The organism is Pseudaestuariivita sp., from assembly GCF_052825805.1.
The window spans coordinates 518,255-544,125 of sequence record NZ_JBRBVB010000003.1 but is presented as its reverse complement, the minus strand read 5'-3'; the positions used below and the strand labels follow the sequence as shown (position 1 = coordinate 544,125).

At 64.9% G+C, this 25,871-nt stretch carries 23 protein-coding genes; 15 read left to right on the top strand and 8 right to left on the bottom strand.

Going from position 1 to position 25,871, the window contains the following annotated elements; all coding sequences use genetic code 11:
• Positions 1 to 199: 199 nt before the first annotated feature.
• Positions 200 to 2,119: a 1-deoxy-D-xylulose-5-phosphate synthase gene (gene dxs, locus ACU0B3_RS06885; RefSeq protein ID WP_446260085.1), complete on the top strand. Its 1,920-nt coding sequence runs from the start codon at positions 200 to 202 to the stop codon at positions 2,117 to 2,119.
• Between the two features lie 34 nt (positions 2,120 to 2,153).
• Here dxs and ACU0B3_RS06880 read toward each other — a convergent pair whose 3' ends face one another.
• The 8 genes from ACU0B3_RS06880 to ACU0B3_RS06845 all read right to left on the bottom strand — a co-directional run bounded on the left by ACU0B3_RS06880 (position 2,154) and on the right by ACU0B3_RS06845 (position 9,966).
• On the bottom strand, positions 2,154 to 3,062 hold the full coding sequence (locus ACU0B3_RS06880; protein ID WP_446260215.1) for a carbohydrate kinase family protein: 909 nt from the start codon (positions 3,060 to 3,062) through the stop codon (positions 2,154 to 2,156).
• Positions 3,059 to 3,739, bottom strand: a complete 681-nt coding sequence (locus ACU0B3_RS06875) for a D-lyxose/D-mannose family sugar isomerase (RefSeq protein WP_446260084.1) — start codon at positions 3,737 to 3,739, stop codon at positions 3,059 to 3,061. The genes ACU0B3_RS06880 and ACU0B3_RS06875 overlap by 4 nt, the downstream gene beginning before the upstream one ends.
• 94 nt (positions 3,740 to 3,833) lie before the next feature.
• Positions 3,834 to 4,358, bottom strand: coding sequence for an isopentenyl-diphosphate Delta-isomerase (gene idi / locus ACU0B3_RS06870; RefSeq protein WP_446260083.1), 525 nt, complete (start codon positions 4,356 to 4,358; stop codon positions 3,834 to 3,836).
• Positions 4,355 to 5,533: a geranylgeranyl diphosphate reductase gene (locus ACU0B3_RS06865; protein WP_446260082.1), complete on the bottom strand. Its 1,179-nt coding sequence runs from the start codon at positions 5,531 to 5,533 to the stop codon at positions 4,355 to 4,357. The genes idi and ACU0B3_RS06865 overlap by 4 nt, the downstream gene beginning before the upstream one ends.
• 2 nt (positions 5,534 to 5,535) lie before the next feature.
• A complete protein-coding gene (locus ACU0B3_RS06860; protein ID WP_446260081.1) occupies positions 5,536 to 6,804 on the bottom strand; it encodes an MFS transporter in 1,269 nt (422 codons plus the stop codon).
• Positions 6,801 to 7,700, bottom strand: coding sequence for a chlorophyll synthase ChlG (gene chlG / locus ACU0B3_RS06855; protein WP_446260080.1), 900 nt, complete (start codon positions 7,698 to 7,700; stop codon positions 6,801 to 6,803). Before chlG ends, ACU0B3_RS06860 begins: the two co-directional genes overlap by 4 nt.
• 71 nt (positions 7,701 to 7,771) lie before the next feature.
• Positions 7,772 to 9,190 (bottom strand): transcriptional regulator PpsR, encoded by a 1,419-nt coding sequence (ppsR, locus tag ACU0B3_RS06850; protein WP_446260079.1) that lies wholly within the window; start codon positions 9,188 to 9,190, stop codon positions 7,772 to 7,774.
• Positions 9,187 to 9,966 carry a cobalamin B12-binding domain-containing protein gene (locus ACU0B3_RS06845; RefSeq protein WP_446260078.1) on the bottom strand — a complete coding sequence of 260 codons (780 nt, stop codon included), beginning with the start codon at positions 9,964 to 9,966 and terminating at the stop codon, positions 9,187 to 9,189. The genes ppsR and ACU0B3_RS06845 overlap by 4 nt, the downstream gene beginning before the upstream one ends.
• A 328-nt stretch (positions 9,967 to 10,294) precedes the next feature.
• Between ACU0B3_RS06845 and bchF the strand changes: the two genes are divergently transcribed.
• From bchF to hemA, 14 genes are all read left to right on the top strand, one after another.
• Positions 10,295 to 10,783, top strand: coding sequence for a 2-vinyl bacteriochlorophyllide hydratase (gene bchF / locus ACU0B3_RS06840; protein ID WP_446260077.1), 489 nt, complete (start codon positions 10,295 to 10,297; stop codon positions 10,781 to 10,783).
• Positions 10,780 to 12,066, top strand: coding sequence for a ferredoxin:protochlorophyllide reductase (ATP-dependent) subunit N (locus tag ACU0B3_RS06835; protein WP_446260076.1), 1,287 nt, complete (start codon positions 10,780 to 10,782; stop codon positions 12,064 to 12,066). Before bchF ends, ACU0B3_RS06835 begins: the two co-directional genes overlap by 4 nt.
• Positions 12,067 to 12,163: 97 nt before the next feature.
• Complete coding sequence (bchB, locus tag ACU0B3_RS06830; RefSeq protein WP_446260075.1) at positions 12,164 to 13,726, top strand: ferredoxin:protochlorophyllide reductase (ATP-dependent) subunit B; 1,563 nt, start codon at positions 12,164 to 12,166, stop codon at positions 13,724 to 13,726.
• The gene (locus ACU0B3_RS06825; protein WP_446260074.1) at positions 13,716 to 17,222 is read left to right on the top strand and encodes a magnesium chelatase subunit H; all 3,507 of its coding nucleotides are present in this window, start codon (positions 13,716 to 13,718) and stop codon (positions 17,220 to 17,222) included. Before bchB ends, ACU0B3_RS06825 begins: the two co-directional genes overlap by 11 nt.
• A 109-nt stretch (positions 17,223 to 17,331) precedes the next feature.
• Positions 17,332 to 18,231, top strand: coding sequence for a ferredoxin:protochlorophyllide reductase (ATP-dependent) iron-sulfur ATP-binding protein (bchL, locus tag ACU0B3_RS06820; RefSeq protein WP_446260073.1), 900 nt, complete (start codon positions 17,332 to 17,334; stop codon positions 18,229 to 18,231).
• Complete coding sequence (gene bchM, locus ACU0B3_RS06815; protein ID WP_446260072.1) at positions 18,231 to 18,980, top strand: magnesium protoporphyrin IX methyltransferase; 750 nt, start codon at positions 18,231 to 18,233, stop codon at positions 18,978 to 18,980. The genes bchL and bchM overlap by 1 nt, the downstream gene beginning before the upstream one ends.
• Positions 18,977 to 20,413, top strand: a complete 1,437-nt coding sequence (locus ACU0B3_RS06810) for a PucC family protein (protein WP_446260071.1) — start codon at positions 18,977 to 18,979, stop codon at positions 20,411 to 20,413. Before bchM ends, ACU0B3_RS06810 begins: the two co-directional genes overlap by 4 nt.
• Before the next feature lie 21 nt (positions 20,414 to 20,434).
• Positions 20,435 to 21,202, top strand: coding sequence for a photosynthetic reaction center subunit H (puhA, locus tag ACU0B3_RS06805; RefSeq protein ID WP_446260070.1), 768 nt, complete (start codon positions 20,435 to 20,437; stop codon positions 21,200 to 21,202).
• A gap of 40 nt (positions 21,203 to 21,242) precedes the next feature.
• Entirely contained in the window at positions 21,243 to 21,866 is a 624-nt protein-coding gene (gene puhB, locus ACU0B3_RS06800) for a photosynthetic complex putative assembly protein PuhB (RefSeq protein ID WP_446260069.1), read from the top strand.
• A 6-nt stretch (positions 21,867 to 21,872) separates the two neighbouring features.
• Positions 21,873 to 22,334, top strand: coding sequence for a photosynthetic complex assembly protein PuhC (gene puhC / locus ACU0B3_RS06795; RefSeq protein ID WP_446260068.1), 462 nt, complete (start codon positions 21,873 to 21,875; stop codon positions 22,332 to 22,334).
• A gap of 15 nt (positions 22,335 to 22,349) precedes the next feature.
• Positions 22,350 to 22,649, top strand: coding sequence for a hypothetical protein (locus ACU0B3_RS06790; protein WP_446260067.1), 300 nt, complete (start codon positions 22,350 to 22,352; stop codon positions 22,647 to 22,649).
• On the top strand, positions 22,646 to 23,761 hold the full coding sequence (gene acsF, locus ACU0B3_RS06785; protein WP_446260066.1) for a magnesium-protoporphyrin IX monomethyl ester (oxidative) cyclase: 1,116 nt from the start codon (positions 22,646 to 22,648) through the stop codon (positions 23,759 to 23,761). Before ACU0B3_RS06790 ends, acsF begins: the two co-directional genes overlap by 4 nt.
• Before the next feature lie 49 nt (positions 23,762 to 23,810).
• Positions 23,811 to 24,611: a putative photosynthetic complex assembly protein PuhE gene (gene puhE, locus ACU0B3_RS06780; RefSeq protein WP_446260065.1), complete on the top strand. Its 801-nt coding sequence runs from the start codon at positions 23,811 to 23,813 to the stop codon at positions 24,609 to 24,611.
• Entirely contained in the window at positions 24,601 to 25,815 is a 1,215-nt protein-coding gene (hemA, locus tag ACU0B3_RS06775) for a 5-aminolevulinate synthase (RefSeq protein ID WP_446260064.1), read from the top strand. Before puhE ends, hemA begins: the two co-directional genes overlap by 11 nt.
• Positions 25,816 to 25,871 lie beyond the last annotated feature (56 nt).

The window sequence follows — 25,871 nt, the reverse complement described above, 5'->3', positions numbered from 1 at the left end:
AGGCACGCGGAAACAGCCTCCCGCTTAACCCGCGTGCCTCTTCGCCATCCTTGGGTGACAGCACATCCAAGGATACGGGGCTTCCACCCCGGTTCCCTTCCTGTTGGCGACAGGAAACTGGGCGTCGCACGGGGCACCTCGTGCGACGCCTTTTTACCATAAGACCGTGGCTTTGTCTGCGGCTGACCTGGAGGTGACCATGACACGCCCCGAAACTCCGCTTCTCGACCGCGTCGCCGGCCCGGCTGATCTGCGCGAATTGAGCGATGCGAACCTCGCCAAACTGGCAGACGAGTTGCGCTCCGAAGTCGTTTCTGCCGTCTCGGAAACGGGCGGTCACCTCGGCTCGTCGCTTGGCGTCGTCGAGCTCTCCGTCGCGATCCACGCCGTGTTCAACACCCCCGCGGACAAGCTCATCTGGGACGTCGGTCACCAGTGCTACCCACATAAGGTGCTGACCGGCAGGCGCGACCGGATGCGGACCCTGCGCCAGAAGGACGGGCTGTCAGGCTTTACCAGGCGCAGCGAGAGTCCCTACGATCCCTTTGGCGCGGCACACTCGTCGACGTCGATCTCGGCTGCGCTCGGCTTCACCATCGGGCGCGACATGGGCCAGCCCACGGGTGATGCGATTGCGGTGATCGGCGACGGCTCGATCTCGGCGGGCATGGCCTACGAGGCGCTCAACAACGCCGGTGCCGAGGGGCGCCGCATGTTCGTGATTCTCAACGACAACGAGATGTCGATTGCCCCGCCCGTGGGCGCGATGTCGAGCTACCTCAGCCAGCTTTACGCAAACGAGCCGCTTGCCATGATGCGCACGATGGCGGACGAGTTTGCCGATGCGATGCCGGGTCCCATGCGGGACGGCCTGAAACGAGCCAAGGCGCTGGTCACCGGCGCACATCCGCGCGGCACTTTGTTCGAGGATCTGGGTTTCGAGTATGTCGGTCCAATTGATGGGCATGACATGAGCCAGCTGCTCCCCGTTTTGCGCACCGCGCGAGCACGTGCAACCGGGCCGGTGCTGATCCACGTCTGCACGGTGAAAGGGAAGGGCTACGCCCCCGCCGAGCAATCTGCTGACAAGTACCACGGCGTGTCCAAATTCGACGTCGCCACGGGCACGCAGGCCAAGTCCAAACCCAACGCGCCGTCTTACACCTCGGTCTTCGGCCAATCGCTCACCGCCGAGGCCGCACGCGATCCCTCGGTTGTTGCGATCACCGCCGCCATGCCCTCTGGCACGGGCGTCAACATCATGGCCGACCGCCTTCCGGCGCGCGTCTTTGACGTCGGCATTGCCGAACAGCACGCCGTGACCTGCGCGGCGGGGATGGCGGCGAGCGGGCTCAAGCCCTTCTGCGCGATCTACTCGACGTTCCTTCAGCGTGGGTACGACCAAATCGTGCACGACGTCGCCTTGCAAAACTTGCCGGTGCGGTTTGCCATCGACCGGGCAGGGCTGGTGGGTGCGGATGGTGCAACTCATGCCGGAGCTTTTGACGTGGGTTATTTGAGTGCGCTGCCGAACATGGTCGTGATGGCTGCGTCGGACGAAGCCGAGTTGCAAGACATGGTCGCCACCGCCGCGGCGTATGACAAAGGCCCCATCGCTTTCCGCTACCCACGTGGGTCCGGCACGGGTGTCGAGATGCCCGAACGCGGGACGCCGCTCGAGATCGGCAAGGGCAAGGTGCTGCAAGAGGGGTCGGATGTCGCGTTGCTCTCCTTTGGCGCGCATCTGGACGAAACCTGGCGCGCGGCGCGTATGCTCGAAGAGCAGGGGCTGTCCGTCACCGTCGCGGATGCACGTTTTGCCAAGCCTTTGGACACCGCACTCCTCGAGCGGCTCGCGACCACGCACCAGATGCTGGTCACGGTCGAGCAAGGCTCGGTCGGTGGGTTTGGCGCGATGGTGCTGCATCATCTGGCGGGCGAAGGGCTCTTGGATCGCGGGCTCAAGGTGCGCACGATGACGCTGCCGGATCGCTTTATCGACCAGGCCTCGCCGGATCAGATGTACCTCGATGCCGGGCTCACCGCGCAGGACATGGTGCATACCGTGCAAGAGGCGTTGCAGCCAACGGTCAGCAATGTGACCACGTTGAAGCGGTAGCGAGACGCCCAGAATTTTCCTGCGAAAATTCTGTTTAGGTCAGTTCTGAAAGCCAGGGCGGGTTGGCGCCTGCGCGGCTGACCGTGACGGAGGCGACCTTTGCCCCCATGCTCAGCGCGTCTTTCAAGGCGTCTTCGCTCAAGTTGGCGATGGCTTCGTTGGAGAGCGCGTCAGCCTTGGCCAGAGCCGCCATGAAGCCAGCGTTGAACGTGTCCCCGGCGCCGACGGTATCGACCACGGTTGCCGGGACGCCCGGCACCTCGACCACGCCAGAGGCGCGATGCGCCTCGGCGCCGTCCGCGCCTTTGGTCATCAAGACAATCCTGGGTCCGCGCTCGAGCAGTGTCTCAGGCCCGGCGCCGGGATAAAGCCAGTCGAGGTCTTCGTCCGAGACCTTCACGATGTCGGTCACCGCGAGCATCGCCTCGATCCGGCTGCGGTAGGCGGCCTCGTCGGTGATGAACCCGGGCCGAATGTTCGGGTCGAGCATCACCACCCGCCCTTTGGCGTGACGCTGACACATGGCTGCGTAGGTGCTCGCGGCAGGCTCGGCACAAAGGGAAATCCCACCGAAATAAAGTGCCTCCACCCCGGTCACATCGGGAATGTCACCCTCGGACAGCATCCGCCCGGCCGAGTTCTCGTCCATGAAGGAGTAAGTCGCGTGCCCGTTCTTGAGCTCGACAATTGCGAGCGTCGTCGGGCGATCGGACACGGCGGCAAAGGACGTGTCGACGCCGCTCGCCTCATGAAACGTCTTGAGTTTGCGCCCGAACACATCCGTCGAGAGCCCCGCGAAGAACCCCACCGGCACGCCCAGCCGCCCCAGCGACAGCGCGGTGTTGTAGACTGCCCCGCCCGGCAGCGGCAGGAACGCCTCTTCACCCTCGGTCGTCAGGCGCGGGACCATGTCGATCAGCGCCTCTCCGCAGCACAGGATCATGTCAGCCACTTTTCGTAATCGGAGACGAGGAGGTGCAGCGGTGCCTCGTCCTCCTCGACGTTGGCGAACCGGCCGATGTCCATGTCAAAGACGTTGTCCGTTTTGTCGTCGTTCACGGTGGAGACTTCGCCGATCAGCACATCGTCGCCCTCCCCCCAGAACGCATGCCAGTCACCCGGCATAAGCGTCACTGATTCACCTGGATCAAGCTTGATCAGCCCGCCCGCCTGCACGGTGCGTGGGGAGCCGTCGCACATCACGGTTACATCGCTCTCGCGGTCCAGACCGCCATCCGGGGCCATGTTGAAAAGCTCGAGCACCAGCTTGCCGCCACCTTTGTTGATGATGTCCTCGGCTTTCACCACGTGCCGGTGCATGGGCGAATACTGGTCCTTGCGCGAGATCATGATCTTTTCGGCGTACATCATACCCGTCGGCTGGCCGAGGTGGCTGGGGTCGCCGTTCCGCGTCGTGAACAGAAACAGCCCCATCTCGTCGAACTTTTCCTGGCCATAGTCGGTGATGTCCCAGCCCATGCCGCGCGCGACGTGCATTTTGTGGTCCGCGGCTTGAAATTGCTCCGGCGTCCAATACGCAAAGGGCGGCATGATGTAGCCGAACGAGCGGATGAAGGCGTCGCCCTCGCGCAGGATCTCGTTAATGCGGGAGCGTTTCATCGCGCGCCTCCGTTGTTTGCGGTAACACCGGAGATGCGCTGCGGGTTGACGCGAGTCAAGTTAGACCCGCGCTGAGGTATGGCGTGGGTTGCCGTCAGGCCGACTCAGGCGCGATCAAACCTCGATGCTCGGCCAGATAGATGCGGAGCCAAGGCGTAAACACCTCGGGCGTCGCCGCGATCTCCTCGCCGAGCGTGTCGAGGTCCACCCAGCGGGTGTCGCTCACCTCGTCGGGGTTGAGCGTCATCTCGATGTCCGAACGTGCGTCGGCGCGGTAGATCTCGACCACTTCGTGCTCGATCAAGCCGCCACCCACATCGGCGCGATACTCGACCTGGCCGCGATGCACCGGGCGCACGCCAGTGATCCCCAGCTCCTCGAACAGGCGGCGGCGCGCGCATTCTTCGGGCTCTTCGCCAAAGTCCGGATGCGTGCAGCAGGTGTTCGCCCAGAGGCCGGGCGTGTGATACTTGGTCAGCGCGCGGCGCTGCAGCAGCACCTTGTCCCCGTCCATGACAAACACCGACACCGCCTTGTGCCGCAGGCCACGTTCGTGCACCTCGAGCTTTTCGACGGGGGTGATTTCGCCGTCCACCCAGGCGGGGATCATGATCGTCATACGAAGGTCTCTCGCACGAGGCCGGTCAGGTGCGCAATGTTCTTGAGCCCGATCTTGAGGTGGGCCATGGGACGCGCCTTGACCAGCTCCTTGTTCATGTACGCCTCGAAGGTCAGCCGCTGCACGTCCACATCGTGGCACAGCGACACGAACCGCTCGCGCCGCGCGTCCGAGCGGTAATAGGCGTTCTGCATCGAGCCGAGCACGCGGAAGACCATCTTGTGATCCTTCATAAAGACGGCGCGCGCCAGTTGCAGGTCGCTGGCCTTGCCGGTGCTGAGGCAGGCGGAGGCGGCCATCGCCGCGACATGTCCGCCGAACATGGCGTAGTAGATGCCCTCGCCCGACGACGGTGCAACGACGCCCGCGGCGTCTCCGGCCAGCACGACGTCCTTTCCGTTGTCCCAGCGGTCGAGCGGCTTGAGCGGGATCGGCGCGCCCTCTTTGCGCAACGTTTCACAATCTGAGAGGCCGGATGCGTCGCGGAGGTCGGCGGTTGCTTTCTTGAGGTCTACCCCGTCGACGCCCGTTCCCATCCCGACCGAACAGCTTGCCCCGTGGGGAAACACCCATCCGTAGAAGTCCGGGCTGATCTTGCCGTCGTAGATCACGTCGCAGCGTTCGGGATCGTAGGTGTCCGTCTTGGGCGGGGCGGCAATGATCTCGTGATAGGCGATGACGTAGGGGATCGTGTCGCCACCGGGTACCGAATCCGCCGCAACGCGGGACCGCGCGCCGTCCGCGCCGATCACCAGCCTGGTGGTCAGGCGTTCCGTCTCGCCCGAGGACTTGTCGCGGTAGAGGACGTGCGTGCCATCTGCGTCCCGTTCGATCCCGGTGTAGGTGCCGGTGAACCGCTCCGCGCCCGCCTCCGCCGCACGCGCGCGCAGGAACGGGTCAAAGTCCTTGCGATCCACCATCCCCACGTAGCCGTTCTCGATCGGGATATCGACCTTGCGACCGGTGGGGGAGATCATCCGCGCGGTCGTGACCTTGGCGATCAGCTGCTCGTCCGGGATGTCGAAATCGTTGATGAGACGCGGCGGGATCGCGCCGCCGCAGGGCTTGATCCGCCCGGCGCGGTCCAGGAGCGCCACGCGTTTGCCCGACCGGGCAAGCTCCAGGGCGGCTGTCGCGCCCGAGGGCCCTCCGCCAACGACGACGACATCGTACATGGTTATTCTCCCGGTTGGATCATGGGTGCCGGAGTGGTGGCAGGTGTCTTGTGAGGGTCGAGCAGGCGCAGCGCCACAAGCGCTGCCCAGAGGAAGAGCGCCGCCTCGATGGCAAATACCGTCGCATAAGCCGCGCTGTCCGGCATGGTGAGCCGCGCAATATCTAGGATGCCCGTCGCGATCAGCCCCGCAAGGCCCGCCGCAATCGCCTGCGCCGCGCCAAATACGCCCATGCGGGTGCCAGTCGCGCCCTCCTTAGCGGCGGCGAGGCGCATCATCGAGCCGATGGCGCCGACGACGAACAATCCGTTGCCGAGGCCAAGCGTCACGGTGGCCGGTACCAGCGGTGCACCCGCGCCAAGGGCCACCAGCCCGGCTGCCGAGATGATGCATCCTGTCACCGCCCAGGCGCGAAGCGACCCGAGACCCAACGTCGAAAGCAGACCGGCACCGATCATCCCAAGGAGCGCTGCCCCGTCCTTGCCACCCGACAGCTTGGTCGAGGCGTCCGGGGTCAGGCCATGCACATGCCCGGCAAAGGGCTCCAGCACCAGTTCGGACAGGTAGAACGCGAGGATCGACAGGAACACGAACCCGGTAAAGGCTTTGGCCGCCGGGTCCGCCCAAGTCGCGCGCAACGCGGGTCCCAGCGCCGTCTCTTCGGGGGCGGGTGCCGGCCCGCAGCGCCGCTCGATTCCCCAGACGGCGATTGCGGTCAGGATCAGCGCCACCGCCACGACACACGGGATCACCGTGAGCAGGCGCGCGGTCGAGTATGGCTCGAGTGCGATGCCCGCCCCGACGGAGGCGGCAATGGCCCCCGCGATCAGCATGAGCCAGGCAAAGGTCGCAGCCGCGCCCTTGCGCGCATCGGGGGCGGCGGTTGCAAGGAGCGCGAGGAACGACGTGCCCGCCGCGCCGATGCCGAGCCCGATGAACACGTAGGCGGCGATCCAGATGATCAGCGCCGAGGCGCCCGAGGTCTCGGCCACACTGATTCCCCACGCGGCCAGGATCACGCCAAGCCCGACCACAGCCACACCGCCCAGCACAAAGGGCGTCCGCCCCCCACGCGTGTCGGAGCGGTGACCCCAGACCGGCCGCGTCAGCTGCACGCCATAGTGCAACGCCACCAAGAGGCCCGGCAGCAGCGCCGGCAGGGCCAGCTCCACCGTCATCAGCCGGTTGAAGAGGTTCACCGGCAGCGCCGCCAACCCACCAATCGCGGCATTGGCCAGACACAGCCGCGCGATGCCGCCCCAGCCGATCATGCCAGCCCCCGCAGGGCAAAGGCCGCGATCATCATGCCCGAGATGTAAAGGACGACGCCGGTGCCGTTGTACCACGGCGCCTTGGCCTTGGGATCACGCAGCATCACCCGCATCGCGGCGCTCTGTGCGATCAGCAAGGCCAGCACGCCGGCGGCATGCCAGGGCTGCGCCCACATCAGCAAGAGCCCGATCACCACGCCTTGCGGCACCGCCATGACCCAGCACGCAAGCTGCGCCGCGCGCGCCGGACCCATCGTGACGGGGAGGGAGTTCACACCCATCTGGCGATCGCCCTCCAATGCCTTGAAATCATTGAGAGTCATGATGCCGTGCGCGCCAATCCCGTAGAGCAGCGCGATCACGACGACCTCCCACCGCGGTGCCCCCGCGCTCAGCACTGCGGCGCCGGTAAACCACGGCAGGCTCTCATAACTCAGCCCGACAAGGCCGGGACCCCAAAGCCCCGAACGCTTCATCCGCACCGGCTCCGCCGAGTAGGCCCAGGCGGCGGCCACGGCCACCACCGTCGCGCCAAAGCCCCACGGACCCAGCTGCCAACCGATCAGCAGCGACAGCCCGGACATCGCCAGAGCCACCCACAGCCCCCAGCGCCCGGGCACGCGGCCGGACGGGATCGGGCGGTGCGGCTCGTTGATTGCGTCCACATGCCGGTCGCACCAATCGTTGGCCGCCTGGCTCATGCCGCAAGTCACGGGTCCGGCGAGCAGGATACCCAGCACCACCAGCCCCCAGGCCGCACCCACCGATTCGCCGGACGAGACCACGCCGCACAGATACGCCCACATGGGCGGAAACCACGTGATCGGCTTGATCAGCGTCAAAAGTGCCGAAGGTTCCGGCCAGTTGCGCGATGGCAGAAGAGTTGACAGAGACATCTGTCAATTATGACTGACACATTAGCCCTGTGCAAGAAAATGTCAGCCGAGGCGCCGCGCGCCTGCCGGGGTCAGTCGCCGTCCTTGGACAGCATCCCGTACTTGCGCAGCTTGACGTAGAGCGACTGGCGGGACAGGCCCAGCATCTCTGCCGCGGCGACGCGGTTGTTGCGCGTCAGGTTCACAGCCGTCTCGATGCAGATTTTTTCCACGACGTCGGTCGTCTCCGCGACGATGTCTTTCAGCGGGGTGGAGCCGACAAGCTCCATCACCGACCGCTGCGCGCTCTCGCTCGAGGCGTCGGCGACCGGCTGGCGCACGTTCTCTGACCGCTCCGCGTCGCGCATCACGAACACCATCTGCGGGGGATCGAGATCGCCAAGCGTCGTCGCCGACATCTCGACCGGCCGCCGAATCCCGAGATCATTCACAAGATGCGTCGCATAATGGCGCATCTGCCCTGTCCGCTGTGCATTCTCGATCAGCACGTTCAGGTCGATCTGACCATGGCCGAGGAATTCAGACAGGTTGCGACCAGCCAGGTGGCGGTCACTGACGATGTCGGCAAGGTCCAGAAAGCTGTCGTTGACCGCTTCGATCACGCCCTTGGACGACGTAAAGAGGATGGCATCCGCCGCGCTCGAGAAAAACGCATCCAGATGTGATGGCGCACCCAGCGGATCGGTTTGGCCGTCACCCAGCGGCACAAGCCGCGCAAGGATCAAACGCTCGCCTGCGGCACGGAACAAAGTCGTTTCCAGCAGAACCGGCTTTTCCGTCCGTTTGACCTCCGCACGCAAATCGGTGCCGCCCTCCACACCACTTGCACTCGTCAGATCGTCCATGAACTCGCCGCGCCGGCGGTCCTTGAACAGATGTGCAAAGGTGCTGCCCTTGAGCGTCTCGATCGTCCCGCCAAGGATATCCGCAGCCGCGCTGGACAGATCGTCCACCCGGCCATCTGAAACCGCGACAAAGACGACGGCGTCCCGCACCTGGTTCAGCATCGAGCGGAACCGTGCGTCAAAACCGCGCCGCGCTTCGTACCCCTTCTCCAGGGCAATCTGCGTTTGTACCAGCTGCTGCTGGGTCTCCGCAATGGGGCGCAGGTCGCGCCCGAGCATCAACACCGCGCCTTCGTGACCGATGCGGTGGAACGAATAGCTGACCGGAAACTGCCAATCTGCGCCGTCCTGGTGATTGATCTCCACCGACGCGTGCGCATCGTCCGCCGTCGACATCAATGTCATGGCGCCGTCCAGTTTGGACAGGCTCTCCCGGGTCAACACGTCCCTGATCGAGCGCCCCTCCCAGTGGGACAGGTTCCCGAACGGTGCGACATGCGAATTGGTCAGTACAGACAGGATCACGTAATCGGGCGAAATGACCAGCGCGATATCGGACGCGGCCGAGATAATGCTCGACAGAAATTCAGGCTCGATCAGGGGAACGGACCCCGACGACCAGAATGTCGAGCCCTCGGTCGTCATGCGCGGCCCGCCGGCCCTGCGGACAGCTCGCTAATAAGATTGAGCATGTCTTCGAAACCGGTCAGCACACGGTCCACGCCTGTTTTTTGCTCCAAACCCTCGATCCCGCTGACACCGCCGCCACCCAATAGGATAGGGGGGACCGCGTCGCAGGATTGACGGACCTTATCGACCAATTCCTCAATCGTTTCAAGCGCGGACGCCTGCGAACACGAGATCATGACGACGTCGAAACCGCCCTGTTGCACGAGGGACGCCACCTCATCCGGTCGCGCCCCGACAACGACGTGGATATCAATGCCCACCCGGCGCAGCTGATGCGCCAGTACAAACGCACCCAGCGTGTGATCGTCGGCTTCCGTCACCAAGAGCAGCGCGACCCCGCACGGAGCCGCCGCATGCGGCGATGCACTGTCGTCGAGCAGAGGCAGCAGGCCCTGAAGCCGCGCCGCCCCGATCGACACCTGCGCAAACGGCAACTCGTCGCTCAACCAGCAGTCGCCGAGCGTGCGCGCCACTGTTGGAATGAAGTCATCCACGATGCTCGCGTCTGAAATTCCCGCATCTCGCAGCGTGCTCACGATCTCTTCGGCGGCAAGGGTGGGACTGGCAAGCACCATCCGGCGCAGATCGTCCACGATGTCCTGATCGATCCCGCGCGACTGGGACTTGGCTTTCGGACGCACCACGGACAACGCCTGCGCTGCAAGTGCGCTGACGCCGGGCCTGGGCGCGGGTGCCCAAGCCGTTTTCTGGCGCGGTAGGTCCTTCGACATTTAAGCCATCCTAGCTGTTGCTCGGTACCACAACCGGGAAAGCCATCGGCGAGTTCCTGAGTCGTGCGGCGTGAACAACGGCCACACACTCTGCGATATCCACACCAATGTCAAAGCAATTAGACAAAACGAGCCGCCAGATGCCACAGGGCGCGTAGGAGAAGCACCTCTCCTTGCGTGCGCGTGCCTGGCAAAAATGCTTTACATTATTGGCAAAATCCCGCCCGAAATCGCTATTTGTGTCAATTGTGAACCTGTAAGTTTACATTGACACTTTCCGGCCTGCGCCGGTACGGTCTGACAGGATGTCATGACAAGGAGTCGGTAGATGACCGGCCTTTCCAGCAGCTCGCCGCCCCGCGGTGCGCTGTACACACCCGACCAAAAACGCCGCCGCGACGCCTCGCGTTGGACGGTGGTGCAGGGCGTTCTAGCGCCCCTGCAGTTCGTGGTGTTCCTCGTCTCGCTGGCGCTCGTGCTGCGCTATCTCGCCACCGATGCCGGCTACACCGCCGCCACCTGGTCCATCGTGGCCAAGACCGGCGTGCTCTACCTCATTATGGTCACCGGCGCGATCTGGGAGAAGGAGGTGTTCGGCCAGTACCTCCTGGCGCCCGCCTTCTTTTGGGAGGACGTGGTGAGCTTCGGCGTGATCTTCCTGCACACCGCCTACCTGATCGCACTCCTGACCCAAGCGCTTGCCCCCGTTGAACAAATGTTCCTCGCGCTGGCGGCCTACGCGCTCTACGTCGTGAACGCCGGGCAGTTCCTCTGGAAGCTGCGCTGCGCGCGCCTGCAGGCGGAGGCATCGGCATGAACCGCCCCCTCAAGCCCCCCTCGGGACCCGGTTGCCAAAACACCCCCGTGCTCAAGGAGCGCGGTCAGCACGAAGTGTTCTGCGGGCTGACCGGCATCATCTGGCTGCACCGCAAGATGCAGGACGCCTTCTTCCTGGTGGTCGGATCGCGCACCTGTGCCCATCTTCTGCAGTCGGCAGCCGGCGTGATGATCTTTGCCGAGCCGCGCTTCGGGACGGCGATTCTCGAAGAGACGGATCTGGCCGGTCTGGCCGACGCGCACGAGGAGCTTGACCGCGAAGTGTCAAGGCTGCTGTCACGGCGCTCTGACATACGTCAACTCTTCCTCGTGGGGTCCTGCCCTTCCGAAGTGATCAAGCTGGACCTGTCCCGCGCGGCCGAACGCCTCACCCAGAAATATGCGCCACATGTGCGGGTTCTGAATTTCTCTGGTTCGGGAATCGAAACGACCTTTACGCAAGGGGAGGACGCCTGCCTCGCCTCGATGGTCCCGGTCCTGCCGGAAACCAACGCGCGCCAGCTTCTTCTGGTCGGGGCGCTGCCCGACGTCGTGGAGGACCAGATGCTCGACCTCGTGCGTGGTATGGGGATCGACAATGTCTCTGTCCTGCCCGCGCCCCGCGCCGCGGACGAAGTAGGGATCGGCGAGAACACCGTCTTTGCCCTCACCCAGCCGTTCCTTGGCGATACGCACGCCGCCCTGACGCGCCGCGGCGCCCGCCACATCGCGGCACCGTTCCCGTTTGGCGAGGAAGGCACCACCGCGTGGCTCCGTGCCATCGCAACCGAGTTCGACGTCCCCGAAGACCGCTTTGCCGCCGTCACCGACGCCCCCCGCGCCCGGGCGCGGAAGGCCCTCGCGCAAGCCGCCGCACCGCTGCGGGACAAATCCGTCTTCTTCTTTCCCGACAGCCAGCTGGAAATCCCCCTCGCGCGGTTCCTGACACGCGAATGCGGCATGTCGGCCGTCGAGGTCGGCGCCCCCTTCATCCACAGCCAGCTTATGGGTGACGAGCTCGCGCTCCTGCCCGAAGGCCCCACCATCGCCGAAGGCCAGAACGTCGACAAACAGCTCGACCGCTGCCGTGCCGCCGCCCCTGACCTGACAGTCTGCGGCCTCGGCCTCGCCAACCCGCTTGAGGCGCAGGGCCTGACCACCAAATGGGCCATCGAACTCGTCTTCACCCCGGTCCACTTCTACGAACAAGCGGGCGACCTCGCCTCTCTCTTCGCCCGCCCCGTCCGCCGCAAATCGCTCCTCCAATTGGAGGCAGCGGAATGAAAGCTCTCTTCATCTTCCCAGGTAAACTCCGGGGTCGTCCATTGGGCGCCCTTGGTTCAAGCCCAATGGACGACGGGCAGAGCCCCAGGACGCCTCAATGAAGCTCACCGTCTGGACATACGAGGGCCCGCCCCACGTGGGCGCCATGCGCGTCGCAACCGCGATGAAGGGGCTGCACTACGTGCTGCACGCCCCGCAGGGCGACACCTATGCTGACCTCCTCTTCACCATGATCGAGCGGCGCGATCACCGCCCGCCGGTGACCTACACGACCTTTCAGGCGCGCGATCTGGGATCGGACACGGCAAATCTCTTCAAGACCGCCTGCCAGGAGGCCTACGACCGCTTCCAGCCCGAGGCGATGATTGTCGGCGCCTCTTGCACGGCCGAGCTGATTCAGGACGACCCGGGCGGCATGTCCGAGACGATGGGCCTGCCCGTCCCGGTCATCCCGCTCGAGCTGCCGTCTTATCAGCGCAAGGAAAACTACGGCGCTGACGAGACGTTCTTCCAGATCGTGCGCGCGCTGGCGAAGCCGACCGAACGCACCAAACACCCCAGCGTGAACCTGATCGGCCCCACCGGCCTCGGCTTTCGCCATCGAGACGACATCACCGAACTGACCGGCCTTCTCGAAGAAATGGGCGTCTCGGTGAACGTCGCCGCGCCTTACGGTGCGTCTCCGAGCGACATCGCAACCCTCGGCGCGGCCTGGGCCAACGTGTTGATGTACCCCGAAACGGGCGAGGCCGCGTGCCGCTGGATGCAGCGCGAGCTCGGCCAGCCGTTCACCAAGACCGTCCCCATCGGCGTCGGCGCCACGCGTGATTTCATCCGCGAGTTGGCCGATATGCTCGAGATCACGCCGCGGCTGGATGAGAGCCGCCTGCGTCTGCCGTGGTACTCGGCCTCGGTCGACAGCACGTACCTCACGGGAAAGCGCGTCTTTATCTTTGGCGACGGCACGCACGCGATGGCCATGGCGCGTGTGGCGCGCGACGAGATGGGCTTCGAGGTCGTGGGCCTCGGCTGCTACAACCGCGAGCAGGCCCGCGCGATGCGGAGCACGGCCAAGGAATACGGCCTCGAGGCGCTGATCACGGACGATTACCTCGAGGTCGAGCAGGCCATCGAGGCCGCCGCGCCGGAGATGATCCTCGGCACCCAGATGGAGCGCCATATCGGCAAGCGTCTGGGTATCCCCTGTGCGGTGATTTCCGCGCCGGTGCACGTGCAGGACTTCCCCGCGCGGTACTCGCCGGTGATGGGGCTCGAAGGGGCCAACGTCCTTTTTGACACTTTGGTGCATCCGCTGGTGATGGGGCTCGAAGAGCATCTGCTGACAATGTTCCGCGAGGATTTCGAATTCCATGATGGCGCCGGGGCCTCGCATCACGGTGGGCATGCGCCTGTGGTTGATCGCGGGAGTGAGGGGCCAGCCCCTCACACTCCCCGAGGTATTTCGGAACCAGAGAAGCAGGACCGGGTCGAAGCCGGCAACGTCGTTTGGCTGGAGCCGGCGGAACGTGAGCTGAAGAAGGTGCCCTTCTTTGTGCGGGGCAAGGCGCGGCGGAACACCGAAGCCTTTGCGGTGGAGAAGGGCGTGTCGGAGATTTCGGTCGAGACGCTTTACGAGGCGAAGGCGCATTATGCGCGGTAGCGTCCAGCCATATCGCGTGGTCCTGTTGACGCTGGACCGGCATGCGGCAGGACCGTGTGAGGTCGCGGCTGCGCGGCTGGCCGGGGAGTTCCCGGGCCTCGAGATCTGCGTGCATGCAGCGGCGGAGTGGGGCGAGAGCCCGGCGGCGCTTGAGGCTGCGAAGGCGGATGTGGCGCGGGGCGACATCATCGTCACGTCGCTTTTGTTTCTCGACGATCACATCCGGGCGATCAAGCCGGCGCTCGAGGCGCGGCGCGATCACTGTGATGCGATGGCGGGGATCATCGCGGATGCGCAGATCGTCAAGCTGACGCGGATGGGCGCGCTCGACATGTCGGCGCCGACCTCGGCGACGATGCAGCTTTTGAAGAAGCTGCGCGGCTCGTCTGAACCCAAGACCGAGGACGGCGCCAAAAAGATGCGGATGCTGCGGCGTCTGCCGAAGATCTTGCGGCTGATCCCGGGCAAGGCGCAGGACCTGCGCGCTTGGTTCCTCGTGATGCAGTACTGGCTGGGCGCGAGCGACGACAATATCGAGGGGCTCGTGCGGTTCCTCATCTCGCGTTATGCGAGCCGGCCGGATTGGCAGGGGGCGGAGGCGCCGCTGCCGACGGAATACCCGGATGTGGGTTTGTATCATCCTGACACGGGAATTGTGACGGAGGCGGCTGATCTGCCGGATCGTGGCGGGCCGCGCGTCGGGGTGCTGATGATGCGCTCCTATGTGCTGTCGTCCGATACGGCGCATTACGACGCGGTCATCCGGGCGTTCGAGGCGCGGGGCATGACGGTTGTGCCTGCCTTTGCCGGAGGGCTCGACGGGCGCCCGGCGATTGAGGAGTATTTCGACGGCATCGACGCGCTGGTTTCGCTGACGGGGTTCAGCCTCGTGGGCGGGCCTGCCTACAACGACAATGCCGCGGCGATCGACGTGCTGACGCGGCTCGACGTGCCGTATATTGCGGCGCATCCGCTTGAGTTTCAGACGCTCGACCAGTGGGCCAAGTCCAAGGGTGGCCTCGGTCCAATCGAGACGACGATGCTGATTGCCTTGCCTGAGCTGGATGGCGCGACTGTGCCGACAGTCTTCGCCGGGCGCCATGGGGAGAGTGGCTGCACGGGCTGCGCTAAGCGGTGCGATGCAGGGCCGCGACCGTCCGCGATGGCGCCTTGTCCCGAGCGGGTTAAGGCGTTGGCGGACCGGGTGCTGCGCCAGGCGCTGAACCGGCGGGCGGAGAAGGCCGACCGCAAGGTCGGAATCGTGCTTTTCGGGTTTCCGCCGAATGCCGGGGCGACCGGAACGGCGGCTTACTTGGATGTCTTCCAGTCGCTTTTCAACACACTCAAGGGGCTCGAGGCGGACGGGTATACCGTCGACGTGCCGGAGAGTGTCGAGGCGCTCAGGGCGGCTGTCCTGAAAGGCTCGGCAGAGACCTATGGGCAAGAGGCGAATGTGCTGGCGCATGTGAGTGCGGACACGTTGGTCGAACGCACGCCTTGGTTGAACGAGATCGAGGCGGTCTGGGGACCGGCACCAGGGAAGGTACAGGCGGACGGGCGTGGTGTCTTTGTGCTGGGTGCCAAGTTTGGGAACGTCGTTGTGGGCGTGCAGCCGGCCTTTGGCTACGAGGGCGACCCGATGCGGCTGCTCTTTGAGGGTGGCTTTGCGCCGACGCATGCGTTCAGTGCTTTTTACCTGTGGATGCGAGAGACGTTTGGTGCGGATGTGCTTTTGCACTTTGGTATGCACGGCGCGCTCGAGTTCATGCCCGGAAAGCAGGCCGGTGTCAGCGGCGCGTGCTGGCCGGATCGGCTGATCGGGGATGTGCCAAACGTCTATCTTTATGCTGCGAACAACCCGTCGGAGGCGACCTTGGCCAAGCGTCGGTCGGGCGCTGTTACCGTGACGCATTTGACGCCGCCACTTGCGCAGGCGGGCCTTTATAAGGGGCTCGCGGAGCTCAAGGACTCGGTCACGCGCTGGCGTGGTCTGGCACCCGAAGAGCGGGATTCGGAGCTGGAGACGCTGATTGCGGAGCAGGCGGCGGCGGTGGATTTGGCCGGTGACCCGGAGGGTCTGTGGCTCAGGTTGCTCGATACCGAAGATGCGCTGATCCCCGAGGGCTTGCACATCGTTGGTGCGACTTTGAGTGATGCGCGGCAGGCGGCGTATCTGGACGCGATGCCGGAGGCGACGGAGGCGGCGCGCGCCGCGCTGGCGGAGGACAGCGAACTGCCGGCGATCCTGCGGGCGCTGGGCGGGCATTACACGGCGCCGGTCCCGGGCGGAGACATCGTGCGCAATGCGGACATCCTGCCGACGGGACGGAACATCCATGCGTTCGATCCGTTTCGGATGCCTTCGGAATATGCCTGCCGCGCGGGCGCGGAGCAGGCCCGGCTGTTGCTCGAGACCCACAAGACGCTGCCAAGGTCGGTGGCGGTGGTGCTGTGGGGATCGGACAACATCAAGTCGGACGGGGAGCCGATTGGACAGGCGCTCGCGCTCATTGGAGCCAAACCGCGGTTCGATGCCTTTGGCCGGATGTGCGGCGCGGAGCTGATCCCGCCCGAAGAGCTGGGGCGTCCGAGGATCGACGTGGTGATGACGCTGTCGGGGATCTTCCGCGATCTCTTGCCTTTGCAGACCAGGCTGCTGGCGGAGGCGGCGCTTTTGGCGGCGGAAGCGGACGAGCCTGCGGAGATGAACTTTGTCCGGGCGCATGCGCTGTCATATGCGGCTGAGCATGGGTGCAATCTGGAGACGGCGGCGCTGCGGGTGTTCTCGAACGCCGAGGGCGCTTATGGGTCGAACGTGAACCAGCTGGTCGATGCCTCCGCCTTTGGCGAGGAGGACGAGCTGGCCGATGCCTACGAGGCGCGCAAGTCCTTTGCTTATGGCACGGATGGGAAGGCGCGCAAGAACGCCGAGCTGCTCACGCGGGCGCTGGCGGATGTTGACCTGGCGTACCAGAACCTCGAATCGGTCGAGCTGGGGGTCACCACGGTCGATCACTACTTTGACACGCTCGGTGGGATTTCTCGCGCGGTGAAGCGAGCCAAGGGCGAGGATGCCGCGGTCTATATCAGCGACACGACACGCGGCACGGGCAAGGTCAGGACGCTTGCCGATCAGGTGGCGCTGGAGACACGGTCGCGCTCGCTCAACCCCAAGTTTTACGAAGCGCTGCTCAGCCACGGGGCGGAGGGCGTGCGCCAGATCGAGGCGCATGTGACGAACACGATGGGCTGGTCGGCGACGACGGGCCAGGTGGAGCCGTGGGTCTACCAGCGGATCAGCGAGACCTTTGTGCTCGATGACGCGATGCGCACGCGGCTGGCGGAGCTGAACCCGGTGGCGTCGTCGCGGATGGCGAACCGTCTCTTGGAGGCAAGCGACCGCGCGTATTGGACGCCGGATGCCGAGACGCTGGATGCCCTTCAGGCGGCGGCGGACGCGCTGGAAGACCGGATGGAAGGGGTAGCGGCGGAATGATCGTGCGTTGCTCTGAACTGCGGGCGTGCGTGAGGGGCCAGCCCCTCACACTCCCCGGGATATTTTTAGCCAGAAGAAGGACCTTGCGTCTTTCGGAGAGGAGGGGCGTATGAGCCCATTGGATCGCAATCCCCCGGTGCTGCGGGGGCAGGATGGTGAAGGCTCGGTGCAGGTGCATCAGGATTCTTCGATGAAGATCGAAGGGGCCAAGGTCTTTTCCGTGTACGGCAAGGGCGGGATCGGCAAGTCGACGACGTCGTCGAACCTGTCGGCGGCGTTTGCCAAGATGGGCAAGCGGGTGCTGCAGATCGGCTGTGACCCCAAGCACGACAGTACCTTTACCCTGACGGGGCAGCTGCAGCCGACGGTGATCGACATCCTCAAGGAGGTGGATTTCCACCCCGAAGAGCTGCGTCCCGAGGATTTTGTCACCGAAGGGTGGGGCGGCGTGCAGTGCGTGGAGGCGGGAGGCCCGCCTGCGGGCACAGGTTGCGGTGGCTATGTCGTGGGCCAGACGGTTAAACTCTTGAAGCAGCACCACATGTTGGAAGACACCGACGTGGTGATCTTTGACGTGCTGGGTGACGTGGTCTGCGGCGGGTTCGCTGCGCCTTTGCAGCACGCGGATCGGGCGCTCATCGTGACGGCCAACGATTTTGACAGCATCTACGCGATGAACCGGATCATTGCGGCGGTGCAGGCCAAGTCGTCGAACTACAAGGTGCGGCTCGCCGGCTGTGTCGCGAACCGGTCCAAAGCCACGGACGAGGTCGACAAGTTCTGCGACGTCGTGGGCTTCAAGCGCATTGCGCATATGCCGGATTTCGATGCGATCCGCCGCTCGCGCCTCAAGAAGAAGACGCTCTTTGAGATGCCGGACGAGGACGACATCATCCTTGCGCGCGCCGAGTACATCCGCATGGCGGAGACGCTTTGGAACGGGACGGAGCCTTTGGCGCCCGCGCCGCTGCCGGATCGCGAGATATTCGAGCTGTTGGGATTTGACTGATGGCTGACGGCGCCCGCCCGCATCTGGAGGTCCTGAACCGGGACCTTGCCGAGCGCCCCGAGGCGCGCTCGGACTACGCACGCACGCGTGCGCGGGTGGAGCGCTATTTCGACGACACCGCAACGGACACCTGGGACAAGCTCACGTCCGACGCGCCGGTCTCGCGCATCCGCCAGACGGTGCGCGCCGGGCGGGACGAGATGCGGATGATGCTGCTGTCGCGGCTGCCTGCGGACCTGAGCGGACAGCGCGTGCTGGATGCAGGTTGCGGTCCGGGCGTGCTCTCGGTCGAGTTGGCGCGGCGCGGCGCGGAGGTTGTCGGGGTCGACATTTCCCCCTCGCTGATCGGGATCGCGCAGACGCGCCTGCCGCGGATGTACCGCCACAACGTGCAGTACCACGCCGGCGACATGCTGAGCGCTGATCTGGGTTATTTCGACCACGTCGTCGCGATGGACAGCCTGATTTACTACGATGCCAAGGATATCGCGCGGGCGCTGCACGAGCTGGAGTTTCGGACCTCCGGCACGATTGCTTTTACTGTCGCGCCGCGCACGCCGCTGCTGATGCTGATGTGGCGGGCGGGCAAGCTCTTCCCGCGCGGGGACCGGTCACCGACGATGGTGCCGCATACGCATACGGGGCTGGCCAAGGCGTGCCGCGAGATCGGAGTGCGCCGGATGCTGCGCCCGGTCACGCGGGTGAGCCGGGGTTTCTACATCTCTCAGGCGATGGAGCTGAGCGCATGACGGCCAAAGCGCCGCATCCCCTGACGCGGCTCACGCTGCGCGCGCTGCCCTTTGCGGATGCGGCGAGCGAGGGGCTGCCGCTGCGCCAGCTCCTTCGGCTGTCGCTGTTCCAAGTGTCGGTGGGGATGGCGACGGTGATGCTGCTCGGTACGCTCAACCGGGTGATGATCGTCGAGCTGAGCGTGCCGGCGCTGATCGTTGCGCTGATGATCGCGCTGCCGGTGCTGATCGCGCCCTTCCGCGCCTTGCTGGGGTTCAAGTCGGACACCTACCGCTCCGCCATCGGCTGGAAGCGCGTGCCGTACCTGTGGTTCGGCTCGCTCTGGCAGATGGGCGGGCTGGCGGTGATGCCATTTGCGCTAATAGTGCTGTCGGGTGACCAGACGCTGGGTCCGACTTGGGCGGGCGAAGTGCTGGCAGCACTGGCTTTCCTGATGACAGGGCTTGGCCTCCACATGACGCAGACCGCCGGGCTGGCGCTTGCCGCCGACCGCGCGGATGAGGAGACGCGGCCGCGGGTGGTGGCGCTCCTTTACGTGATGTTCCTGCTCGGCATGGGCGCGGCGTCGTTGGTGATCGGGTACCTGCTGCAGGACTTCAGCCAGGAGCGGCTGGTGCGCGTCGTGCAGGGCGCGGCGCTCTTCGGGATCATGCTCAACCTGATCGCGCTCTGGAAGCAGGAGCAGGTGAGGCCCATGACCAAGGCGGAGCGCGCAGCGCCTCGTGCCAGGTTTGCGGACGCCTGGAAGGATTACGCGAACGGCGGGACCGCCGGGCGACTGCTCGCGGTCGTCTTTGCCGGGACCATGGCCTTCAACATGCAGGACGTGCTCTTGGAGCCTTATGGGGGCGAGATCCTTGGCCTGTCGGTGTCGCAGACAACTTGGCTGACCGCGCTCTGGGCGGGAGGTGCGCTGGCAGGCTTTGCATTGGCCGGGAAAAGGCTGGCGAGCGGCGGCAATCCCTTCCGCATGGCGGGCTTTGGCCTTGTTGCCGGGCTGGCGGCGTTCTCGCTCGTGATCTTTGCCGCGCCTTTGAACTCAACCGGGCTCTTCTTGGCAGGTGCCGTGCTCATTGGCTTTGGCGGGGGGTACTTTGCCGTTGCCACGCTCATGGCTGCCATGTCCCTCCCTGCCGAAGGGCTGGCCGGGCGCGGGCTGGCGCTGGGCGCCTGGGGCGCTGCGCAGGCGACTGCTGCCGGGCTTTCCATCGCGCTGGGCGGGGGCGTGCGCGACATCGTCGGCGCCGCTGCCACGTCAGGCCGCTGGGGCGAGGCGCTCAACACGCCGGCGACGGGATATTCCGCCGTCTACCACACCGAGATCGCGCTGCTGTTCGTGACGCTCATCATTCTTGGCCCGCTCGTGCGGACCGGGACCCGAACCCTCAACTCCCGCCAGACCCGTCTAGGGCTGGCTGAATTCCCGACCTAAGGACCGCAAAGGAGACCTCCCATGGTGGAACCGTTCTTTGGCAATTTCGATCTGGCAAGCCTGACGCTGTGGCTCTTCTACGGCTTCTTCGCGCTGCTGATCTTCTACATCCAGCGCGAGAACATGCGTGAAGGCTACCCGATGACCGACGACGACGGGAACGAGGCGGCCAACCAGGGCCCCTTCCCGGTGCCGGAGGACAAGACGTTCATCCTGCCGAACGGGCGCGGTCCCAAGTCGGTGCCGTCCGGGCAGACGCCCGAGCGGGCTGACATCGCGCTCAAGCGCGTGGGTCCGGGCAACGGCTACCCGCTCGAGCCGACGGGGGACCCGATGGCGGATGGCGTGGGTCCGGCTTCCTGGGCGCCGCGCGAGGACATCCCGGAGCTCGACTGGAAGGGCCACCCCAAGATCATCCCGATGCGCACGACCGAGTTCGTGCACGCCGCGGGCTTTGACCCGCGCGGCATGCCGGTCATCTCGGGCGACAAGGTCGAAGTCGGCACCGTCACCGACATGTGGGTTGACGAGCCCGAACAGCTGGTGCGCTACCTCGAGTACACGCTCAGCGCCGAGCACGGAGGTGGCAGCCGGATCGTCCCGATCACGCTGGCGCGCATCTGGATGGGCAAGGTCTTCGTCAAGTCGCTCTACGCCCACAACTTTGCCGGCATCCCGACCACCGCGTCGGAGACGCAGGTGACCAAGCTCGAAGAGGACAAGATCAGCGCCTACTACGCCGGCGGCTACCTTTATGCGAGCGAAGCGCGGCAGGAGCCGCTGCTCTGAGCCTCGCCAGCTCGGAGCCACGTTAAGGGGAGCCAAACGCATGCACGACGATTTCGACCAAGAACCCGTTCCTGGTTTGCCCGAACTTCCGCCAGAGGGGGAGAAGATCCTCTGGCAGGGAAGACCCAACTGGTGGGCGTTGGCCTGGGAGAGCCTCAGCCTGCCTTGGGTCATCGGGTATTTCATCGTGCTTGCGCTCTGGCGGTTTGGGGCGGCGGTCGACCTGATGCCGATGGATCGGGCAATTGCCGTCTCGACGCCGTTCCTCATCCTTGGCCTGATCGTGGTGGCGCTGCTCGTGGTGATCGCCGCCGTGCAGGCTTGGGCGACTGTTTACACCGTGACCAACCGGCGCGTGGCGATGCGCGTGGGCGCGGCGCTGACGATCACGCTCAACCTGCCCTACCGTCAGATCGGTTCGGCGGATTTGCGTCTGCGCAAGTCCGGAATCGGCTCGATCAGTTTCGACACGCTCGGGGAGACGCGGTTCAGCTACCTGATGCTGTGGCCGCACGTCCGTCCGTGGAAGATGAAGAAGACCCAGCCGACCCTCCGCTGCATCCCCGATGCCGCACGGATCGCGGGTCTCATCGGCGAGGCCGCGCAGGCGCGCATTTCGACCCCCGAGGTGCGCCTCCCCGACGCAGCAGTGCCGGCGGAGTAAGTGACGATGAGCGATCAGACACACCCCCGCCCGCACCAACACCCGACCATGATCCCGCCCTTCATGGGCAAGATGATGGTGGCCCTGATGCTTGGCGCGCTTGCGATTGCGGGCTTTGCCCGGCTCACCGACCAGCCGCTCTCCGCGACCCCGCCCGTCTCGGAAGTGGTGGAAAGCCGCGACTTTGTCCTGCGCGCCGACCAGTCGGGCCAGATCATCGTCCTCAACCCGATGGGAGAGGCCGTTGCGCATCTGGGTGAGGACCAGGGCGGTTTCATCGCCGGCGTTGCCCGCGTGATCGAGCGTGAGCGCACCAAGGCGCGCGTGCCGCTGAATGCGCCGGTGCAAGTCGCCCGGCACGAGAACGGACGGCTGTCGATCAACGACCCGTCCACCGGATGGAGCGCCGACCTCATGGGGTTCGGCGCCGACAATGCCAGAGCCTTCGCCCGGCTTCTGGCGCAATAGAAAGGGACCCACACGATGGGATTGCTGACCCGAGAATTGGAAAAGAACGTGCCCTGCACGGTCGAAGTCAGTCACAAGTTCGAAAGCCTGCACGCTCACGTGCGCTTCGACGACGGCTCGGTCGTGAACCCCGGTGACGAGGTGCAGGTCCACGGTGGAGAGATCATGGCGCCCTTCGGCGAGATCGTGATCGAACAGCGCAAGGCCACCATCGTGCGTGCCTCCTGGCTTGAACGCCAATGGACGCGCCTAACCGGTGACCTCGAGGTCATGGAGCTGTGCGAATTTTCCTTCTCCGAGGAGGTGAACCTGTGAACATCCAGAACCCAACCGCCAAACACACCGCCGACGCGACCACCGTCGAGGAGGGCCTCGCCATCCAGGAGGCGCAGGCGAAATACGACAGCGCCTTTGCCACCGACGTGGCGATGCAGAACACCCTGCTGACGCCGCGGTTCTACACCACCGATTTCGACGAGATGGACGCCATCGACGTGAGCTCTGTCCGCAAGGAGTGGGACGATCTCATCGACGAGATGGAGGCGGACCCCAACAAGGGCCACTTCAAGAAGAACGAGGACTGGGACCAGATCGACTGGGACGGGATGGAGCCGCAGCTGAAGAAGGAGTTCATCGACTTCCTCATCAGCTCCTGCACCGCCGAATTCTCGGGCTGCGTCCTCTACAAGGAGATGAAGCGGCGCGGCAAGAACGGCGACATCGTCCAGCTCTTTCAACTGATGGCGCGCGACGAGGCGCGGCACGCCGGGTTCATCAACGATGCCCTGCGTGAGGCGGGTGTGGCGGTGAACCTGGGCTTTCTGACGCAGAAGAAGAAGTACACGTACTTCCGCCCCAAGTTCATCTATTACGCGACCTACCTCAGCGAAAAAATTGGATACGCGCGCTACATCACGATCTTCCGCCACTTGCAGGCGAATCCGGAGCATCGCTTCCACCCGATCTTCAAATGGTTCGAGGAGTGGTGCGGGGACGAGTTCCGCCACGGCGAGGCGTTCGCCCTGCTGATGAAGACGGACCCCAAGCTGACCTCCGGCGTGAACGTCTACTGGATCAAGTTCTTCCTGACCGCTGTCTATGCCACCATGTACGTGCGCGACCACCAGCGGCCCGCGTTCCACAAGGCGCTGGGCGTCGACCCCGACTGGTACGCGCACGAGGTCTACACCAAGACGTCGAAGCTCTCCGAGCAGATCTTCCCCATCACGCTCGATATCGAGCATCCGCGTTGGCAAAGGGGCCTGGTGCGCCTGCAAAAGGCAAATGTCGATCTGGCGAACGCGAACAATTTTGTGTCGAAAATTGTTGCTCAGGCCCGGGCTGGCGCAGCCTTCCTGTCGCTTCTGACGATCCCCGCGCACAAGCACAAAGCACCCGACAACGTGCGGTTGGAGCCGGTGTACTGATGGCCCCTCATCGCGCCCTTCGTGGCGCGCCTCGTGAGGGAGGCGCGCGGTGACCAGTCCCTGGATCGCAGCGGCGTTCGCGCTCTTTGCCTGGTGGTTTTCCACCGGGGCGATCCTCTTTGCCGTGCGTCTTGCAGACCGACACGGCAGAGGTGCGTTTGTCACCGTTGCCTCGCTGCCGATCCTCGCGCTGGGCGTCTGGGGCCTGATCTACACCTTTCACGATGTCACGCCCATGGGCGCCGTCTGGGCATTCCTGTCGGCGCTGGCCGTATGGGGCTGGATCGAGATGGCCTTCCTCACCGGGGAGATCACTGGCCCGAACACAAGCGACTGCCCCGAAGACATTCCAGAATGGGAGCGGTTCATCCGTGCCTGGGGGACGCTCGCCTATCACGAGATCCTGCTGACGGCGGCCTTGATCGCGGTGCTCTGGGCGGGCTGGGGTGCGGAGAATGCGTTTGGTCTCTGGACGTTCGTGGTGCTCTATTTTGCGCGCATCTCGGCCAAGCTGAATCTTTATGCTGGCGTGCCGCGTATCAATACTGAGTTCCTGCCGGCCAAGCTCCAGCACCTCAAAAGCCATTTCCGCCTCGCGCCGCTCAACTGGATTTTCCCGATCTCAATCACCGCGCTCAGCTTTGCGGTCGCCTGCTGGCTCGAACGGCTCTACGCCGTGTCCGCGCCCGGCGAGATCACCGGATTCGCGCTTTTGGCGGCGATCACCGCGCTTGCGCTTCTCGAACACTGGCTGATGGTGCTGCCATTGCCGGATGCAAAACTCTGGCGTTGGATGCTGCCCGCGCCTAAGACCCCAAAGACGACAAGGGAGATGGCAGATGGACTTTGACGGTCTGTTCACCGAACAACTCGACGCGCTCAAGGAAGAGGGCAATTACCGCATCTTTGCGGAGCTGGAGCGCCGCTGCGGGACGTTCCCCCGCGCCAAGAGCCACGACGACGACGCGCCGGACGAAGTCACGGTCTGGTGCTCGAACGACTACCTCGGCATGGGACAGAACGCCGAGGTGCGCGCCCGGATGAAGGAGGTCATCGACCTTTGCGGCGCAGGCGCTGGCGGGACGCGCAACATCTCGGGCACCAACGTCTATCACAAGGAGCTGGAGGCGGAGCTTGCCGATCTGCACGCCAAGGAAAGCGCGCTGCTCTTTACCTCGGGCTATGTGTCGAATTGGGCGGCGCTCTCGACGCTTGGATCGCGCCTGCCGGACGCGGTGATCCTGTCGGACGAGCTGAACCACGCCTCGATGATCGAAGGCATCCGCCACGCCCGCTGCGCCAAGCAGATCTGGAAGCACAACGATCCCGAAGACCTCGATCGCAAACTGTCGGCCCTGCCGTCGAACGCGACCAAGATCGTGGCGTTCGAGTCGGTCTACTCGATGGATGGCGACATCTGCCCGATGCAGGAGATCGTCGAGGTCGCGGAAAAACACGGCGCTCTGACCTACCTTGATGAGGTGCACGCGGTGGGCCTCTATGGCGCACGAGGCGGCGGCATTTCCGAGCGCGAGGGCCTGCAGGATCGCATCACCCTGATCGAAGGCACTTTGGGCAAGGCTTTTGGTGTGGTCGGCGGGTACATCACCGGATCCGAGGCGCTCTGTGACTTTGTCCGGTCCTTTGCGTCGGGCTTCATCTTTACGACGGCACTTCCGCCTGCGGTGGCGGCGGGGGCGACGACCTCGATCCGGCACCTCAAGGCGTCGAGCACAGAGCGGCATCAGCAGCGTGCGCAAGTCGCCAAGCTGCGGGCGGCGCTGGACCGCGAGGGCATCCCGCATCTGGAGAACCCGTCCCACATCATTCCGGTGATGATCAAGGACCCGGTCAAATGCCGCCAGATCAGCGATATCCTGATGCAGGACTACGGGATCTATGTGCAGCCGATCAATTACCCGACCGTGCCGAAAGGCACCGAGCGGCTGCGGTTCACGCCGGGTCCGCTGCACAGTGATGGCGATATCGAGCGGCTGGTGGCGGCGCTCAAGACGCTGTGGAAGCAGTGTGCGATTGCGCATCAAGTCGCGTGATCTGAGCGGGGGCGCATAATCTTCTGACGAAGATTATGCGGGCGCCCGGGAAAATC